Below are 16,707 nucleotides of genomic sequence, written 5' to 3'. Positions count from 1 at the left end.
CCGTGGATATAACGGGTAAGCTCATCGCTGCCATCGGTCTGATCCAGCAGGGTAACAAACGCTGGCTGGCCGATCAGCGTAGCGAAGTCGATATCGCCATCGTCTGAGACCACTTCGATGGCAAACGCAAACAGCGCCGAGATCTCTTCGGCACCGTTAAGCCTGACCAGACTGAACTGTTCTGAATCGTCTGTATTCTGTAGCTGAAAGAAAAAGCGTTCTTCGTTTGCGTTAAGAAACATCGTTAAATCCTTTTAACGGAGAGGGGCTTCCAGGCCCCTGTCAGAAAACTGTATAGGTGTTATTTTATACAGCAAGTTGCATGCCGTACAGGCTATTTACCAATTCAGATCAGTAAATCCTCGCAACATCTGAATCTCTTCCGCCCAGATCGTCTCATCGATGGTTTCCAGCACCAGCGGAATACCACGAAAACGGTCATCGGACATAATAAAGCGGAACACTTCCAGACCGATCTCGCCCATCCCGAGACTGTGATGACGGTCTTTACGGCTGTCGAACGCCGTTTTGGAGTCGTTCAGGTGCATCCCTTTGAGATAGTCAAAACCGACAATCCGTTCAAACTCGGCGAAGGTCTGTTCACAGTCAGCCCGGTCACGCAGGTCATAACCGGACGCGAAGGTGTGGCAGGTATCGAGACAGACACCGACCCGGCTTTTATCTTCAACACGGTCGATAATATGAGCCAGATGCTCGAAACGACAGCCCAGATTACTGCCCTGACCGGCGGTATTTTCAATTACGGCGGTCACCCCGGCGGTTTTATCCAGGGCGATATTGATCGATTCGGCGATGGTGTTAAGGCAGGTTTCTTCATCCACCTTACGCAGATGACTGCCCGGGTGAAAGTTGAGATAGCACAGACCCAGCTGCTCACAGCGCTGCAGTTCGTCGATAAATGCGGCACGGGATTTTTCTAACGCCTCAGGTTCCGGATGGCCCAGATTGATCAGATAGCTGTCATGGGGGAGGATCTGTTCAGGCGTAAAGCCTAACCGCTCACAACTATCACGAAACGTACTGATGTTGCCCTTAGTCAGCGGTTTGGCCTCCCAGCGACGCTGGTTTTTAGTAAACAGGGCAAATGCATTGGCACCGAGTTTAGCAGCGTTGAGCGGGGCATTTTCCACCCCGCCACTAGCACTGACATGGGCGCCGACAAAATAATTCAAAAAAGCGCGACTCACAGCTTGCAGGCACCACCCAGACAATCATCAAAATCCATACTTTCCAGTTCAGCACGCTCTGCCTGTGCGGTTTTAATACGGCTGAACATCAGCGCTTCAGCACTGCCATCATCGCTAATACCGGCCTTCTCAAATACAGCGACCAGGGTATTCAGTTCGTCCAGGGTAAAATCATTCATGGTGTAATTCTCTTAAATAATAGTTCTTCATCAAAAATGGCTGCCCGTCAGAGGGGCAGCAGGTGGTCAATCATCAGTTGCAGACTGCGCTGGCCGCGAAACTCGTTTATATCCAGCCGGTACACAGCGCGAACCCGCTGAATGGCGTCATTCGGCCAGATATCAGTATCGGCATTAAAGTGGATCGCATCAATGGCGATACCACTTTGCGGCTCCATTAATACCAGTTTCAGGTGCCGCTGACCGACGATTCGCTGCTGTAGCAGGGAGAACTCGCCATCAAACAACGGTTCCGGAAACTGATGCCCCCAGGGGCCCGACTCCCGTAACAGTTCCGCAATCTCCATCGATAGTTCAGCACCCGTGAGGGTGCCATCCGTCAATACCGCATGTTGCAGCTGTTCGGCGGTTAGCTGACGCCGAACTTCAGCATCAAACGCCTGTTGAAACAGCCCCAGATTGTCGGCTGCAATGGTCATACCGGCGGCCATCGCATGGCCACCAAACTTTTTCAGCAGCTCAGGATGTTTTGCCGCCACCACGTCCAGGCCATCACGGATATGAAAGCCGGTCACTGAGCGGGCAGACCCCTTAAGTTCCCCCTCATCGCCGATGGCAAAAGCGACCACCGGGCGATTGAGTTTATCCTTAATTCTCGACGCCAGGATACCGATCACCCCCTGGTGCCAGTCCGGATCATAGAGGCAGAGACCGAAGGGCAACTCCCCTTCAGCATCCAGCTGCAACTCATCCAGCAGCGCTACCGCCTGCTGCTGCATCTCCTGCTCGATTCCGCGGCGTTCCTGATTCAGGGTATCCAGTTGCAGCGCCAGCTTTTGCGCACATTCCGGGTCATTGGTCAGAAGGCACTCAATACCGATCGACATATCGTCCAGACGACCCGCAGCATTCAACCGGGGGGCCAGAGCAAAGCCGAGATCCGTCGCCGTCAGACGACTTCGCTGACGCCCGCTAATCTCAATCAGCGCCATAATGCCCGGCCGGGCTTTACCCGAGCGGATCCGTTGCAGCCCCTGATAGACCAGGGTGCGGTTGTTCTGTTCCAGTGGCACGACATCGGCCACCGTCCCCAGTGCCACCAGATCCAGCAAACTACCGAGATTAGGTTTAGCCAGGCCCCGGACTTCAAACCAGTTCTGCTCTTCTAAAGCGCGGCGCAACGCGGTCATCACATAGAAGATTACGCCCACGCCACAGGTGGATTTCTCACTGAAGTTACAACCCGGTTGATTTGGATTAACGATGGCGCAGGCATCCGGCAGCTGGTCGCCAGGCAGATGGTGGTCGGTAATCAATACATCGATACCCAGCGCATTCGCTTCAGCAACCCCGCTGACACTGGAGATGCCGTTATCTACCGTAATAATCAGATCGGGCTGTTGCTGCGCCGCCACGTTTACAATTTCCGGGCTTAAGCCATAGCCAAACTCAAACCGGTTGGGTACCAGATAACTGACCCGGTTGGCGCCCATCATCCCCAGTCCCAGCACAGCTACTGCAGTACTGGTGGCACCATCGCAGTCAAAGTCACCGATAATCAGAATATGCTGATCCTGCTGCAACGCCATAACCAGTCGTTTGACCGCCTGTGCCAACCCGAGCATATCCCGGCCGGTTTGCAGCTGCTGCAGGCTTCGTCCCAGAGCCTCAGCATTATCCAGACCGCGACTGGCGTAAATACGCGCCAGCAACGGGTGCACCTGACTGAAAACTTTACTGTTCGGGTCGGCCTCGCGGCGACGGATAATGAGTTCACTCATTCAGACTGATATCCAGATTCGCGGAAGGGAACAGCTCATCGGTTTTATCGGTCACATAGTAAGCGCCCAGACCGATCCATTCTCGCACCCCGATAGACAGCTCATACAGGTTACGGCCAAGGTCAGCCCGCCAGCTGTTCAGCCCGGCAGGTTTTGAGTAATAATCAACAGGATAGGGGATTACATGCCAGCCCTGGCCACGAAAGATGCCCACTGAACGCGGCATATGAAATGCAGAGGTCACCAGCAACCAGCCCCGCGGATCAGCATAATCGGCTCCCGGCGGCAAAACGCCCTGGCTATAGATAGCATTTTCGAAGGTGTTGCGGGAATCCCGTTCAAAGATAACCTGTTTATCTAACTGCTGTTGCTGCAACCAGGTTTGCTGCACATCGGCACCGCGAAACTCAGGCTTGCGTACCGAGCCTGAACCACCGGTAAGAATAACCGGAACATCGGTATAACGCTGCATCAGCGGCAACATCAGCATATCCCGTTCCGCCGCCATATTAAACTGGGGCTGTTTCCAGATTGAACTTAACTCAGCTTCCTCTGCGCCCCCCAAGACGATAATGCCGGCAATCTCATCCGGCAACACCTGCGGTGGAGCGAAGCGCTTTTCCAGCGGCTGCAGCAGCAGATCGCCGACCGGATAGAAGGTAATCAGCAACAGACAGAATGCCACCGCCGAAGAGAGTGCCCGCCAGCCCTTAAACAACGCAATCACCAGTATCAGAATCAGCAGATTGCCTGGATTGGCTAACACCCAGAAACCTTTCGACAACAGAAAAAACAGGTCCATGCTTATTATCCCCCAATAAAAAGCCCGTTAAAGCCTGAGACTCTAACGGGCTATTATCAAAGCAGCAAGTAATTACTTTTCGTGGACGTTATCTGCAACAAACTGTTGCACTGTTGCCAGTTGATTGGGCAACACGGTAAACCGCTCTTCACGCTCAAACAGATCCGCCATATGGGTCGGCAGCTGAGGTGATTCGAGGCCTGCTTTCAGCACGGCTTCCGGGAATTTAACCGGATGCGCAGTGGACAGCACAATCATCGGCACACTGGCATCGCGATTACATTCACGACCGGCAGCAACTCCGATGGCGGTATGCGGATCCAGCAGGTAACCGGTCTCAGCGGCCACTTTAGCGATCACTTCACAGGTCGCCTCGTCATCGCAGGCATAGCTATCGAACAGTTCACGCACCGCTTCCCAGCGCGCCTGATCCAGCTGCACCGGCTGCGTTTTAAACTTAGCCATCAGTTCACTGATCGCTGCACCATCACGGCCGTAAACATCGAACAGCAGACGTTCAAAGTTAGACGACACCATGATATCCATTGACGGAGACAGGGTATGCACCAGCTCCCCCTTACTCATATCGTTGCCAGAGATCACCCGGTGCAGGATATCGTTCTTATTCGTAGCCACCACCAGTTGACTGATCGGCAGGCCCATCTGCTTCGCCAGATAGCCGGCAAAAATATCGCCAAAGTTACCGGTCGGCACAGAGAATGCCACTTCACGGTGTGGTCCACCCACCGCCAGGGAGGCGGAGAAGTAGTAAACGATCTGGGACATAATACGCGCCCAGTTGATCGAGTTCACTGCCCCCAGCTTACGCCCGCGGAGAAAATCCTGGTTGGCAAAACTGTCTTTAACCATCTCCTGACAATCATCGAAGTTACCTTCCAGAGCGATATTGAAGACATTATCTTCAAGAATCGTGGTCATCTGCTTACGCTGGACTTCAGATACACGGTTGTAAGGGTGCAGGATAAAGATATCCAGATGGTCACTGTGGCGACAGCCCTCAATCGCGGCAGAACCGGTATCACCAGAGGTCGCCCCCATAATCACCAGACGTTCCTGACGTTTGCTCAGGGCATAATCCATCAGCCGCCCAAGAAGTTGCAGGGCGAAATCTTTGAATGCCAGCGTCGGGCCGTGAAACAGCTCCAGCACCCACTCATTGGTACCCAGCTCTTTCAGCGGCGCAATGGCGATGTGGTTAAAGCCAGCATAGGTATCATCGATCATCTGCTTCAGATCGTTGTCTTCCACACAGCCAGCAACAAACGGCTTGATAATGTTGTATGCCAGCTCGTTGTAAGGCAGACCCGCCCAGGAGGCGACCTCCTCTTGACTGAATGTTGGCAGAACTTCCGGCACATAGAGGCCACCATCGCTGGCCAGACCGGCCAGCAGTACTTCTTCAAAATTCAGTGCGGGGGCCTGGCCCCGGGTAGAGATATATTTCACTGTCTAAATTCCTGCTCTTGCGGTTGCCTTACAGATGTTCAACACGGATACGGGTAACCGGTTCATTCACGTCAGCCAGCGCTTCAATCTGAGCAATCGCAGCATTCATCCGTTTCTCTTCAACATCCTGAGTCAGAATGATGATCGGTACCTGCTGCTGATGGGTCTCTTTCTGCACGATTGCATCAATGCTGATCTCAGCCTCGCTCAGAATTGACGCGACCTTAGCCAGCACACCGGGCTTCTCGTTAACGGTCAGACGCAGGTAATAGCCACTGACAATCGCATCCACCGGCAAGATCGGCAGTTCCGACAGGCTGCCTGGCTGAAACGCCAGATGCGGCACACGGTTATCCCGGTCTGCGGTCAGGGTACGAACCACATCAACAATATCCGCCACCACCGCTGAGGCGGTAGGCTCTGCTCCAGCACCAGCACCGTAATACATAGTCTGACCAACCGCATCGCCATCCACCAGCACCGCGTTCATGACGCCATGCACATTCGCCAGCAGCGCTTTCTCCGGAATCATGGTGGGGTGAACCCGCAGTTCAATACCCGCCTCAGTGCGACGACTGATACCCAGATGTTTAATACGATAACCCAGCTCCTCGGCATACTGCACATCTTCGGCGGTGATATTGCTGATACCTTCGGTATAAGCTTTATCGAACTGCAGCGGAATACCAAAGGCGATAGACGCCAGAATAGTCAGTTTATGGGCTGCATCAATCCCCTCAACGTCGAAGGTTGGGTCGGCTTCAGCATAACCAAGCGCCTGCGCTTCGGCCAGCACATCGGCGAAGTCACGGCCTTTGTCACGCATCTCGGTGAGGATAAAGTTACCGGTGCCGTTGATGATCCCCGCCAGCCAGTTGATTTTATTCCCGGAAAGCCCTTCACGAATCGCCTTTATCACCGGAATACCACCAGCAACGGAGGCTTCAAACGCCACCATCACATTCTTTTTCTGCGCCGCTTCAAAGATCTCATTACCATGCACAGCGATCAGTGCTTTGTTGGCAGTGACAACATGCTTACCGTTTTCGATAGCGGTCATCACCAGTTTCAGCGCGGTGTCATAGCCACCGATCAGCTCAACAACGATGTCGATTTCAGGGTTGGTGGCAATCTCAAAAATATCCCCTGTAATATGGGTACCCCAGGTGTCGCAATCGGGATTTACACGACGGGCGCCAATCGATTCTACAACGATGTTACGACCCGCACGACGGGAGATCTCTTCCGCGTTGCGTTTCAGTACATTGAACGTACCGCCACCAACGGTGCCAAGACCACAGATACCAACTTTTACAGGTTTCAAACCATTACCTCGCGCTTTTACTTTGCCATTCGAGTGGCAGACTTTTCTGCGGTTAAAAAACAGGCAGGCATTATAACGAAAACCGGGCACAAGCTCTATGCAGCGCCCCGGCAGAGATTAAAAAAAACTGCGAAAAGTTTTGCCACAAAAAAGGGAGCCTGAGGCTCCCTGTTTATCAATAAATCCCAGCGGTATCAGTTCGCCACACCCAGCATTTTTGCCAGCTGAGCGGCAGGCATATATCCGGGCACCAGTGTACCATCCTGCAGCACCAGGGCGGGCGTTCCGGTGACCCCCATCTTCTGGCCCAGCTCATACTGACTCATCACCGGGCTGTTATCACAGCTCAGCGCGGGAATCGTCCGGCCGGACTTTGCCTGGGTAAACAGTTCAGCCTGATCCGCTTTATCAGCACACCAGATTGAATCCATCACCTTTTGCGTTTTAGAACCTGCACCGGCACGGGGGAACGCCAGATAACGCACCTCGATACCCTGAGCATTAATCTGTGCCATCTCTTTATGCAGCTTACGGCAATAGAAGCAGTCGGTATCGGTGAAAACCGTCATGTGCGCCCTGGTTTCCCCCTTGGCCGGAAAGATGATCATATCTTCTGGAGCAATAGCTGCCAGCTGCTCTATACGACCCGCTTTTTTACCCTCTTCGGTCAGATTAACCAGACGACCATCCGCCTGAACCTTATACACCTCACCCACAATAAAGTGACTACCGCTTTCGTTGACATACAACTTTTCGCCACTGGCCAGGGTCACCTCATAGAGACCGGGGAACTGAGCATCGGCCACAGCTACAATGGGAACCTGGCTGTTCAGCGAACTCAGTGCGGCACGGATAGCCGCCTCTTTACTTTCATCTGCTGAGGCATTGAAACTCAGCAGTGTCATCGCTACCAGGGTAAAAAATATTTTTCGCATAATGTCCTCAACTATCCGGGCGTTGTCTGTTTGCACCCCGTTTCGGCCGCTTTAGTTCACTAAAGCATACCTTAAAATCTGAACCCTAAAACCTTTTCTGAAAAAGCATCTGCTGTTAAGACGTCAAAAAGGCCGCTTAGTTTCCAGACTAACCGCGAAAACTGAAAATAACCTGAATGCTATCTTTAAAGTCATCCCCGGGGATGATGCTGCTGATGCAGAGATTGTAACCGATGACGGGCAATATGCGTATAGATCTGCGTGGTTGACAGATCACTGTGTCCCAGCAACAGCTGCACCACCCGCAAGTCAGCGCCATGATTTAACAGATGAGTAGCAAAAGCGTGACGCAACACATGGGGCGATGGCAGCTGCGCCACTCCTGCCGCCAGGCCGTGACGCTTAATCCTGTACCAGAAGGTCTGGCGGGTCATCTGCTGCCCCCTGCGACTGGGAAAAACCACTTCATTGCCTGAATCCCTGATCAGCAGCGGACGTGCCTCTTTAAGGTAACGCAGCAGCCAGTCGGCCGCTTCATCGCCTAACGGCACCAGACGCTCTTTATCCCCCTTACCGACGACCCGGATCACTCCCTGACGCAGATTTATCTGGGACAATTGCAACCCTACCAGTTCACTGACCCGCAAACCGGAAGCGTAGAGCATCTCCAGCATCGCCCGGTCGCGAAAGCCCAGTGCATCGCCCAGATCCGGCGCCTGCAACAGCGCTTCAACCTCGGCCTCAGTCAGACTTTTAGGCAGCGGCCTGCCCCGTTTGGGACTTTCAACCTGCAGTGTCGGATCAACGCTCAATCCCCCTTCACGCAGCTGATAACGAAAAAAGCCCCGCAAACAGGACAGCAGGCGGGATGTAGAACTGGCTTTCATCCGCTGGCGAACGCGCCAGTTAAGGTAACTCTGAAGATCGGTTCGGGAAGATTCCAACAGAAACAGCTGGCGGCTATTCAGCCAGCAGGCATAGATAGACAGATCGCGACGGTAGGAGCTGAGGGTATTTTTACTCAGCCCCTTTTCCATCCATAAGGCATCAATATAGTGCTCAATCAGCTCTGCGTCGCGCGGAGAGGGATGCTCTGCCGTTATGCGGGCATCTGTTACGGGGTTATCGCCAACAAAATCGGTATCAGATAATTGAGTAGTCACACAGGAGAGATCCGTTATCGGGCAAGCATCATCGCAACACTTTTAACCCGGAAAGCTTGGTTTTATCAATTGGATAACTTGCGCTACCCTGCCCCAGATGTTCATCAATGTATAGTGTATTGCCATTGACGCTTCTGAGTGTACCCTCAACCTTACGGCCGAAATAGGTTTCCAGTTTTACCCAGCTACCCACATAGCGGTCAATCTCTTCATGACTGACCGGTTGATAGCGCTTCTCCATCTTTTCCTGCGGCAAACCATCCCCACGAACAGCGCGACGAATAGCCTCACGCGTTGCCTCACGACGTGATGTTTCATTATTAACCGCTGTATCGGCCTCTGCCGCTGTTGTGGCTGTCTCCCCGCTATCGTTACCCGCATATGCTGCGATAACCGACAACAGTACAACTGAGCCCAGCCCGATCGATAGTCTCTTCACTGCATGAACCTAAGCGATGGTAAGTATTGAAACTCTGCAGCCCGTGAAAAACCAGAAGCAGAAATTACATCCTGCCTGTATATTAATGCGAGTTCAACAATGTCGCCAACGCCAGACAGCAAAAAAGGCAGCCGAAGCTGCCTTTTCATACTCAAACTGGTAAGCGATTACTTAGCCAGCTTCTCTTTAATACGTGCAGACTTACCACTACGCTCACGCAGGTAGTACAGTTTAGCCTGACGCACGTCACCACGACGTTTGACCTCAATGCTGTCTACAGTAGAGGAGAAAGTCTGGAAAGTACGTTCAACACCCACACCGTGAGAGATTTTGCGCACAGTGAACGCAGAGTTAACGCCACGGTTACGCTTACCAATCACAACGCCTTCAAACGCCTGCAGACGCTGACGGGTACCTTCAACTACTTTAACCTGAACAACAACGGTGTCACCCGGTGCGAATTCTGGTACTTGCTTGTTCATCTGTTCAGCTTCGATCTGCTGAATGATAGAGTTTTTGCTGCTCATAGCACGCTCCTAAATACTAACCCTGAGACGCTTCTGTCTCACGGATAAATTCGGTTAACAATGTCAGCTGCTCTTTGGTCAGTTCAAGGTCTTCCAGCAGTTCGGGACGCCGTTTCCAGGTTCGTCCAAGCTGCTGTTTCAGACGCCAGCGTCTGATCGCCTCGTGGTTACCGCTAAGCAACACATCCGGTACGGACATATCGTCGAGTTTTTCCGGTCGGGTGTAGTGTGGGCAGTCCAGTAACCCATCACTAAAGGAATCTTCTGCCGCTGAATCCTGGTGGCCAAGCACACCGGGAACCAGTCGGGACACCGCATCGATCAGCACCATTGCTGGTAACTCGCCGCCACTCAGGACAAAATCCCCCAGTGACCACTCTTCATCGATCTCGGTCTCCACCAGGCGCTCATCAATACCTTCGTAGCGCCCGGCTACCAGAATCAACCGCTCTGCAGCGGCCAGTTCCTTCACCCCGGCATGATCAAGTCGGCGCCCCTGCGGTGACAGGTAGATCACTCTGACCTGTTCACCAGCAGACTGTTTCGCTGCCTGGATCGCGTCCCGCAGCGGCTGCACCTTCATCAACATACCGGGACCTCCGCCATAAGGGCGGTCGTCCACGGTTCGGTGTTTATCCCTGGTGAACTCACGAGGGTTCCAGCACTGCACATCCAGCAAGCCGTTGCGCACTGCTTTTCCGGTGACGCCGTGGCGGGTTATCGCCTCAAACATCTCCGGAAAAAGGGTTACAACACCGATCCACACCGGTTAAAACTCCGGGTCCCAATCGACCCGAATCGTACCTTCTTCAAGGTTTATCTCTTTAATCACCTGATCCGGCAGGTAAGGGATCAATCGCTCGCGGCGATCAATACTCTCAGTGTTACCTTTGACCACCAGCACATCATTTGAACCGGTAGCGATCAGATGACTCACCTTACCCAGCTTGTCGCCGGACTCGGTTAATACTTCAAGCTTTTCCAGCTGGCTCCAGTAGAATTCACCCTCTTCCAGTTCAGGAAGCTGATGCTTCTCAATCGCAATATCAACGCCACAATACTGTCGCGCAAGATCCCGATTATCGACTCCAGCCAGCTTTGCGACCAGCCCTTTACCGTGCCGTTTACCGTCCGCAATTTTGAACGGTTTCCACTGACCATTAATGTTCAGTAGCCACGGTGAATATTCGAGGATGCTCTCCATCGGTTCGGTATGGGAATACACTTTAACCCAGCCCTTAACACCATAAAGTGTGGTGATTCGCCCGATGGTTGTTAGATCTTCAGACGTATAGCCACTCATCACTCAAACCCGACTGATTGCTTAAATATGTTTACTTAGCTTCTTTAACCAGCTTAGCAACACGGTCAGACATTTGCGCGCCTTTAGCTACCCAGTACTCGATGCGTTCCAGGTTAATGCGCAGCTTCTCTTCCTGGCCTTTAGCCAGTGGGTTGAAGAAGCCAACACGCTCAATAAAACGACCATCACGCGGATTACGAGAATCAGCCACAGTCAGGTGATAAAATGGACGCTTTTTGGCGCCGCTACGAGCTAGACGAATAGTTACCATGCGTTAGGTCCCTTTATTAAGTGAGTTTTGAAATCGCTCACAGTTTACAGATAACAGCCCCATTCCGGGTTCATCAGAAACACCGACGCAGACTGCACCCATTTAAAAAACAGGGCGGCATATTACGTGAATTTGCCGCCCCTGTGAAGCTTTTTGATTATTTAATAATCACACTGCAGAAAGTTACATCCGCGGGAAACCACCCGGGCCACCCATACCACCCGGCATCATCCCTTTCATACCGCGCATCATCTTTGCCATACCGGCTTTACTAGAAAACTTCTTCATCATTTTAGCCATCTGCTTATGCTGCTTGAGCAAACGGTTAACATCCTGAATCTGGGTACCAGAACCCATCGCGATACGTTTTTTACGGGAACCGCTGATAACCTCAGGCCGTTTACGCTCATGGGGTGTCATCGAGTTGATGATCGACTCAAACTGCTTAAAGCCTTTCTCCGCATTGGACAGGTTTGCCCCCTGCATAGCTGCTCCCATCTGCCCCATCCCCGGCAGTTTGTCCATCAAAGATGCCATACCGCCCATATTGTTCATCTGCTGCAGCTGGTCACGGAAATCTTCCAGATCGAAGCCTTTACCTTTCTGAACCTTCTTCGCAAGGCGTTCCGCTTTCTCTTTATCTACCTTCTGCTCTACCTCTTCAATCAGAGAGAGAACATCCCCCATTCCCAGAATGCGGGAGGCGATACGATCGGGATGGAAGGGTTCAAGGGCATCAACTTTCTCACCCACACCGAGAAACTTGATCGGCTTACCAGTGATATGACGGACCGAAAGTGCCGCACCACCGCGGGCATCACCATCGGTTTTTGTCAGTACCACACCGGTCAGCGGCAACACATCATTAAACGCTTTGGCGGTATTCGCGGCATCCTGACCGGTCATCGCATCGACCACGAATAACGTCTCTACCGGTTTAATCGCGGCGTGCAGCGCCTTGATCTCATCCATCATACCGCTGTCGACATGCAGACGGCCGGCGGTATCGACGATCAGAACATCAAAATGTTTGATCCGGGCATGATGAATCGCGGCATTAACAATATCGATCGGTTTCTGATCGACAGAGGAGGGGAAGAACTCCACCGACACTTCCGCGGCCAGGGTTTCCAGCTGTTTGATCGCTGCGGGACGGTAGACGTCAGCAGACACGACCAGAACTTTCTTTTTCTCCCGCTCACGCAGAAAACGGGACAGCTTGGCGACCGATGTGGTCTTACCAGCACCCTGCAGGCCCGCCATCATGACTACGGCCGGGGGCTGAGTTGCGAGGTTAAGGCCTTCATTAGCCTCTCCCATCACCTTTTCCAGCTCCTGCTGAACGATCTTAACGAATACCTGGCCCGGACTCAGACTCTTACTGACTTCGGTGCCTACTGCCCGCTCTTTAACGTTGTTGATAAACTCTTTAACAACGGGCAGCGCTACATCGGCTTCCAGTAGCGCCATGCGCACTTCACGCAATGTGCCTTGAATATTGTCTTCGGTCAGCTTTGCCTGACCCGTGACCGCTTTAAGCGTTTTGGCCAGACGATCCGTCAGATTCTCAAACATAGTTACGCCTTGAGGTGTTAAATCCGCTACTGTTTTTATCAGACCCCATCGGTTCATCGGTTCTGTGTACAGTAAAATAAAGTCCTGCATTATACAGCAGCAGCGCGCTTTAGGAACCATGATAATCATGGCACTCTGAGTATTCACCAGCCTCAGTCTGGCCAATCCGGCCTAATTGAGCGGGTATCAATATTTCATCACACAGATATTTATGACACACTTAGCGCCTGCACACTCTATGGAACTGATGAGTTAACCGCTAATGCACATTCTGCCTGCTATTTTCGCCATCATATGTTATCTGATTGCTGCTGCATTACAGTGGCAGGTTGTCAGCGGGCGTAACGTAAACAGCACGATTATCCGTCTGACCGGCTTACTTGCTGTTATCAGCCACGGCTATTCCGCCTATCTTGACCTTCACCGCCCAACCGGTATTCATCTGGAATTTTTCAGCGCCGGCTCGCTGATCGGCTGGCTGGTTGCAGCGCTGGTGCTGTTAAGCTCTCTGCGACAAAAAATTGATAACCTGTATATCGGCATCTTTCCGCTGGCGGCTTTCGCACTGTTTTTTACGCTGTTTGGGCTCGACTCTCCACAGGGCAAGCATTACGACACCGGCCTGGTTATCCATATCCTGATCTCGATTCTGGCTTACAGCATCTTCACCCTGGCTGCGTTTCAGGCGGTGTTGCTGGCAAAACAGGAGTATCAGCTCAAACATCATATAACCAAAGGTTTGCTGCGCTCCCTGCCCCCCCTGCAAACCATGGAAACCCTGCTGTTTGAGATGATCTGGACCGGCCTGATTCTGCTGACCCTGTCACTGATCAGCGGCGCTATTGTGTTTGATGATCTGTTTGCTCAGCACCTGGTGCATAAAACCGTTCTTTCCATCCTTGCCTGGCTGCTCTACGCAACGCTGCTGGTTGGCCGTCACCTGTTGGGCTGGCGCAGCCACCGGGCGATCCGCTGGACCGTGGGTGGCTTTATTGTGCTCATGCTCTCGTTCTTCGGCAGTAAGTTTGTTGTCGAGTTGCTGTTATAACCCGTTCCTGAGAGTAAAAACGGTTTCACTGAATCCTTAGTATGCTTGACACTATCGGGGGTTAAACCCGACAATGACTCTCCAACTAGCAACCATAGGTTTACCGTCTTGGAAGGCGCATCGATCGAGTCCCTGTTGGGACTGCTTCTATTTCTGATTCTCTGCTCAGCTTTTTTCTCAAGTTCTGAGACCGGCATGATGTCTCTGAACCGCTATCGGTTGAGGCACCTGGTGAAAAATCGTCACCGGGGTGCGGTTAAGGCGAATAAATTACTGAAGCGACCGGATCGTCTGATCGGCGTGATCCTCATCGGCAACAATTTTGTCAATATCCTGGCTTCATCGATCGCCACCATCATTGCGGTTAAGCTTTGGGGAGAGGGCGGCATCTTCATCGCCACCGCCGCCCTGACCATGGTTATTCTTATCTTCGCTGAAGTCACACCCAAGACCGTTGCAGCACTCCATCCGGAAAAGATCGCCTTCCCGGCCGCTTTTGTGCTTCAGCCACTGCTGAAACTGCTCTACCCTCTCGTCTGGATCGTCAATCTGATCACCAACAATCTGCTCAAACTGCTCGGCATCAAAGTCACTGCGGGCGAGCATCACCACCTCAGCACTGAAGAGCTGCGCACCCTGGTAAATGAATCCGGTGCAGTACTGCAGCAGCGTAATCAGTCAATGCTACTGGGGGTGCTGGAACTGGATGAAGTCACCGTTAACGATATTATGATCCCCCGCAACGAGGTGATCGGTATCGATATGGACAACGATCTGGAAGTTATTATTGATCAGTTAAGCAATACCGCCCACACCCGGTTACCGGTCTACCGCGGAGAGTTGAATAAAGTGGTTGGTATTCTGCATATGCGCAATCTGGCGCAGGTATTCAGGCAGGAGTCGGTCACTAAAGCGGCCATTCTTCAGGTGATACACGAACCCTACTTTGTGCCGGAAAGCACTCCGCTGCAAACTCAGCTGCTGAATTTCCAGCAGGAAAGCCGCCGTATTGCACTGGTGGTGGATGAGTATGGCGATATTCAGGGGGTGGTTACCCTGGAAGATATTCTCGAAGAGATCGTTGGCGAAATGTCACTCAACGGCAAAGACGACAATCAGGATATTTATCCTCAGGCTGATGGCAGCTACTTTATCGATGGCACCGCCAATATCCGCGATGTTAACAAATCGCTCAACTGGAACCTGCCCACCGACGGCCCCAAAACCATTAACGGACTGGTGATGGAGATACTGGAAGCGATTCCGGATGCCAATATCTGCATGCTGATCGGCAACTACCGGATTGAAACCCTGCAGGTTAGCGACAACCAGATCAAAACCATCCGCGCGATCGAGCAATACCGGGATTTTGAAGAGGAGGAAGAGGACTAATCACCTCTCCTTCAGCTGTGCTTTAACGCTGTTGATCTTATCATCCATGGTTTGATCCCGGTCAGTGCGGGTGCCGATACGCATACTACTGGTAATCCGTACGGCCCCCATTCCGTGAACCACCTCATGACAGCGTTTCACAGCGGCAAACACCTCATCCCATTCACCCTCGATATTGGTGCCATATGCATGCATCTGGTGAGAAAGACCGGCATCCTGGATCACCCTCTGACAGGCAGTTACATAGGCTGATACCGATGTACCGACACCCACGGGCACAACACAAAGATCGATCATCACTTTCATACTATTCTCCGGCTCAACCCTTCCGGTCTTCCGCTTCCCGCTGTCGGATCAGCGCCCACACGGCTTTTTTCTGCTCCTCGGTCAAGACGCCCCATTCGGCGATCTCCATACCGCTTCGACGGCAGGCGACACACAGATCCTTCTCATCGAGGGCACATACGCCAATACAGGGAGAGCGGATCGGACGGGCTGGTGCAAACTCATTATTCATAGCTCAATTCTGTCAGGTTAAAAACGGGACCTATCTGATAACGCTTACCGGAGACTGTGCTCAGGCCTGGTTTTCATCGGAATCCGGGCATCAAACCCGACGTTGAGCAACTCCACCAGCATATAAGCGGTCAGTCCCCAGATTATATCACCCTCATACTCATATGCGGGTACATAGTGAGTCATCCCCCGGAACCTGATTTTATCGGTGTGATGCCGATGATCATCGAGAAAAAAACTCAGCGGCACCCGGTGAATCCGGTCCAGCTCATCCAGATTCGGTATCAACTCAATATCGCTGGGTATTACGCCAACATAGGGCCTCACCTGCAACATATGCTTCGACAGCAGATCCCCCAATGAGCCAATAATTTCTACCCTGTCCGGATCAAGCCCCACCTCTTCCTGCGCTTCACGCAACGCGGTAAAAAGCAGGTCAGGATCGGTATCGTCACGCTTGCCACCGGGAAAAGCGATCTCACCGCTGTGGGTGCTCAGGTGATCACAGCGACGGGTCAGAATCACTTCCGGCCCCGCTGGATTATCGGTCAGCGCAATCAGCACACTGGCTTGCGGGCCTCCATTATCAAGCGTCCTCGGGGCATATCCGACTAATCGTTGTTTCAGCTGACTTATCATGGGTATTACTGCGAACTACTTATAACCTGAAGTGGATGGTATCAGAACATCATACCGCTGGTTTAAACGAAAGTTTAGTTCTGATACATCGATTAACCGCGATTCATCTCGTTAGAGATGAGTGCGGCAGTTTGCCAC

The 16,707-nt window shown here is 52.4% G+C and carries 19 protein-coding genes and 1 pseudogene; 2 read left to right on the top strand and 18 right to left on the bottom strand.

Going from position 1 to position 16,707, the window contains the following annotated elements; genetic code table 11:
- From JW499_RS10535 to ffh, 15 genes and pseudogenes are all read right to left on the bottom strand, one after another.
- Positions 1–242, bottom strand: a pseudogene (locus tag JW499_RS10535) (phage late control D family protein); the annotation flags it as partial.
- A gap of 96 nt (positions 243–338) precedes the next feature.
- On the bottom strand, positions 339–1,208 hold the full coding sequence (nfo, locus tag JW499_RS10530) for a deoxyribonuclease IV (RefSeq protein ID WP_332874427.1): 870 nt from the start codon (positions 1,206–1,208) through the stop codon (positions 339–341).
- The gene (locus tag JW499_RS10525) at positions 1,205–1,387 is read right to left on the bottom strand and encodes a hypothetical protein (protein ID WP_205210548.1); all 183 of its coding nucleotides are present in this window, start codon (positions 1,385–1,387) and stop codon (positions 1,205–1,207) included. The genes nfo and JW499_RS10525 overlap by 4 nt, the downstream gene beginning before the upstream one ends.
- 47 nt (positions 1,388–1,434) lie before the next feature.
- On the bottom strand, positions 1,435–3,168 hold the full coding sequence (gene recJ, locus JW499_RS10520) for a single-stranded-DNA-specific exonuclease RecJ (RefSeq protein WP_205210547.1): 1,734 nt from the start codon (positions 3,166–3,168) through the stop codon (positions 1,435–1,437).
- A complete protein-coding gene (locus tag JW499_RS10515) occupies positions 3,161–3,970 on the bottom strand; it encodes a YdcF family protein (protein ID WP_205210546.1) in 810 nt (269 codons plus the stop codon). The genes recJ and JW499_RS10515 overlap by 8 nt, the downstream gene beginning before the upstream one ends.
- 72 nt (positions 3,971–4,042) lie before the next feature.
- Positions 4,043–5,437 carry a threonine synthase gene (gene thrC / locus JW499_RS10510; protein ID WP_205210545.1) on the bottom strand — a complete coding sequence of 465 codons (1,395 nt, stop codon included), beginning with the start codon at positions 5,435–5,437 and terminating at the stop codon, positions 4,043–4,045.
- Between the two features lie 28 nt (positions 5,438–5,465).
- Positions 5,466–6,761: a homoserine dehydrogenase gene (locus tag JW499_RS10505; RefSeq protein WP_205210544.1), complete on the bottom strand. Its 1,296-nt coding sequence runs from the start codon at positions 6,759–6,761 to the stop codon at positions 5,466–5,468.
- Between the two features lie 194 nt (positions 6,762–6,955).
- On the bottom strand, positions 6,956–7,696 hold the full coding sequence (locus JW499_RS10500; protein WP_205210543.1) for a thioredoxin fold domain-containing protein: 741 nt from the start codon (positions 7,694–7,696) through the stop codon (positions 6,956–6,958).
- 191 nt (positions 7,697–7,887) lie between these two features.
- Complete coding sequence (gene xerD / locus JW499_RS10495; protein ID WP_205210542.1) at positions 7,888–8,859, bottom strand: site-specific tyrosine recombinase XerD; 972 nt, start codon at positions 8,857–8,859, stop codon at positions 7,888–7,890.
- A 28-nt stretch (positions 8,860–8,887) separates the two neighbouring features.
- Complete coding sequence (locus JW499_RS10490) at positions 8,888–9,298, bottom strand: LSm family protein (protein ID WP_205210541.1); 411 nt, start codon at positions 9,296–9,298, stop codon at positions 8,888–8,890.
- Between the two features lie 167 nt (positions 9,299–9,465).
- Complete coding sequence (gene rplS, locus JW499_RS10485) at positions 9,466–9,825, bottom strand: 50S ribosomal protein L19 (RefSeq protein WP_091355186.1); 360 nt, start codon at positions 9,823–9,825, stop codon at positions 9,466–9,468.
- A 16-nt stretch (positions 9,826–9,841) separates the two neighbouring features.
- Positions 9,842–10,591, bottom strand: coding sequence for a tRNA (guanosine(37)-N1)-methyltransferase TrmD (gene trmD / locus JW499_RS10480; RefSeq protein ID WP_205210540.1), 750 nt, complete (start codon positions 10,589–10,591; stop codon positions 9,842–9,844).
- Between the two features lie 3 nt (positions 10,592–10,594).
- Positions 10,595–11,128 carry a ribosome maturation factor RimM gene (rimM, locus tag JW499_RS10475; RefSeq protein WP_205210539.1) on the bottom strand — a complete coding sequence of 178 codons (534 nt, stop codon included), beginning with the start codon at positions 11,126–11,128 and terminating at the stop codon, positions 10,595–10,597.
- 31 nt (positions 11,129–11,159) lie between these two features.
- Complete coding sequence (rpsP, locus tag JW499_RS10470) at positions 11,160–11,399, bottom strand: 30S ribosomal protein S16 (protein WP_091355177.1); 240 nt, start codon at positions 11,397–11,399, stop codon at positions 11,160–11,162.
- A 183-nt stretch (positions 11,400–11,582) separates the two neighbouring features.
- Entirely contained in the window at positions 11,583–12,974 is a 1,392-nt protein-coding gene (gene ffh / locus JW499_RS10465) for a signal recognition particle protein (protein ID WP_205210538.1), read from the bottom strand.
- Between the two features lie 262 nt (positions 12,975–13,236).
- Between ffh and JW499_RS10460 the strand changes: the two genes are divergently transcribed.
- On the top strand, positions 13,237–14,022 hold the full coding sequence (locus JW499_RS10460) for a cytochrome C assembly family protein (protein ID WP_205210537.1): 786 nt from the start codon (positions 13,237–13,239) through the stop codon (positions 14,020–14,022).
- Between the two features lie 108 nt (positions 14,023–14,130).
- Positions 14,131–15,414 carry an HlyC/CorC family transporter gene (locus JW499_RS10455; RefSeq protein ID WP_091355169.1) on the top strand — a complete coding sequence of 428 codons (1,284 nt, stop codon included), beginning with the start codon at positions 14,131–14,133 and terminating at the stop codon, positions 15,412–15,414.
- Here JW499_RS10455 and JW499_RS10450 read toward each other — a convergent pair whose 3' ends face one another.
- Genes JW499_RS10450 through JW499_RS10440 form a run of 3 tightly spaced genes read right to left on the bottom strand, consistent with a single transcriptional unit; the run spans position 15,415 to position 16,569 of the window.
- The gene (locus JW499_RS10450) at positions 15,415–15,720 is read right to left on the bottom strand and encodes an MTH1187 family thiamine-binding protein (RefSeq protein ID WP_205210536.1); all 306 of its coding nucleotides are present in this window, start codon (positions 15,718–15,720) and stop codon (positions 15,415–15,417) included. It lies immediately after the preceding gene.
- A 13-nt stretch (positions 15,721–15,733) separates the two neighbouring features.
- Positions 15,734–15,931, bottom strand: a complete 198-nt coding sequence (locus JW499_RS10445) for a DUF1289 domain-containing protein (RefSeq protein ID WP_091355164.1) — start codon at positions 15,929–15,931, stop codon at positions 15,734–15,736.
- Positions 15,932–15,975: 44 nt separating this feature from the next.
- Positions 15,976–16,569 carry a CoA pyrophosphatase gene (locus JW499_RS10440; RefSeq protein WP_205210535.1) on the bottom strand — a complete coding sequence of 198 codons (594 nt, stop codon included), beginning with the start codon at positions 16,567–16,569 and terminating at the stop codon, positions 15,976–15,978.
- Positions 16,570–16,707: the final 138 nt, after the last annotated feature.

Source organism: Amphritea pacifica, assembly GCF_016924145.1.
GTDB classification, from domain to species: Bacteria; Pseudomonadota; Gammaproteobacteria; order Pseudomonadales; family Balneatricaceae; genus Amphritea; species Amphritea pacifica.
The sequence above is the reverse complement of the archived record's forward strand: the minus strand, read 5'-3'. Positions and strand labels throughout refer to the sequence as shown.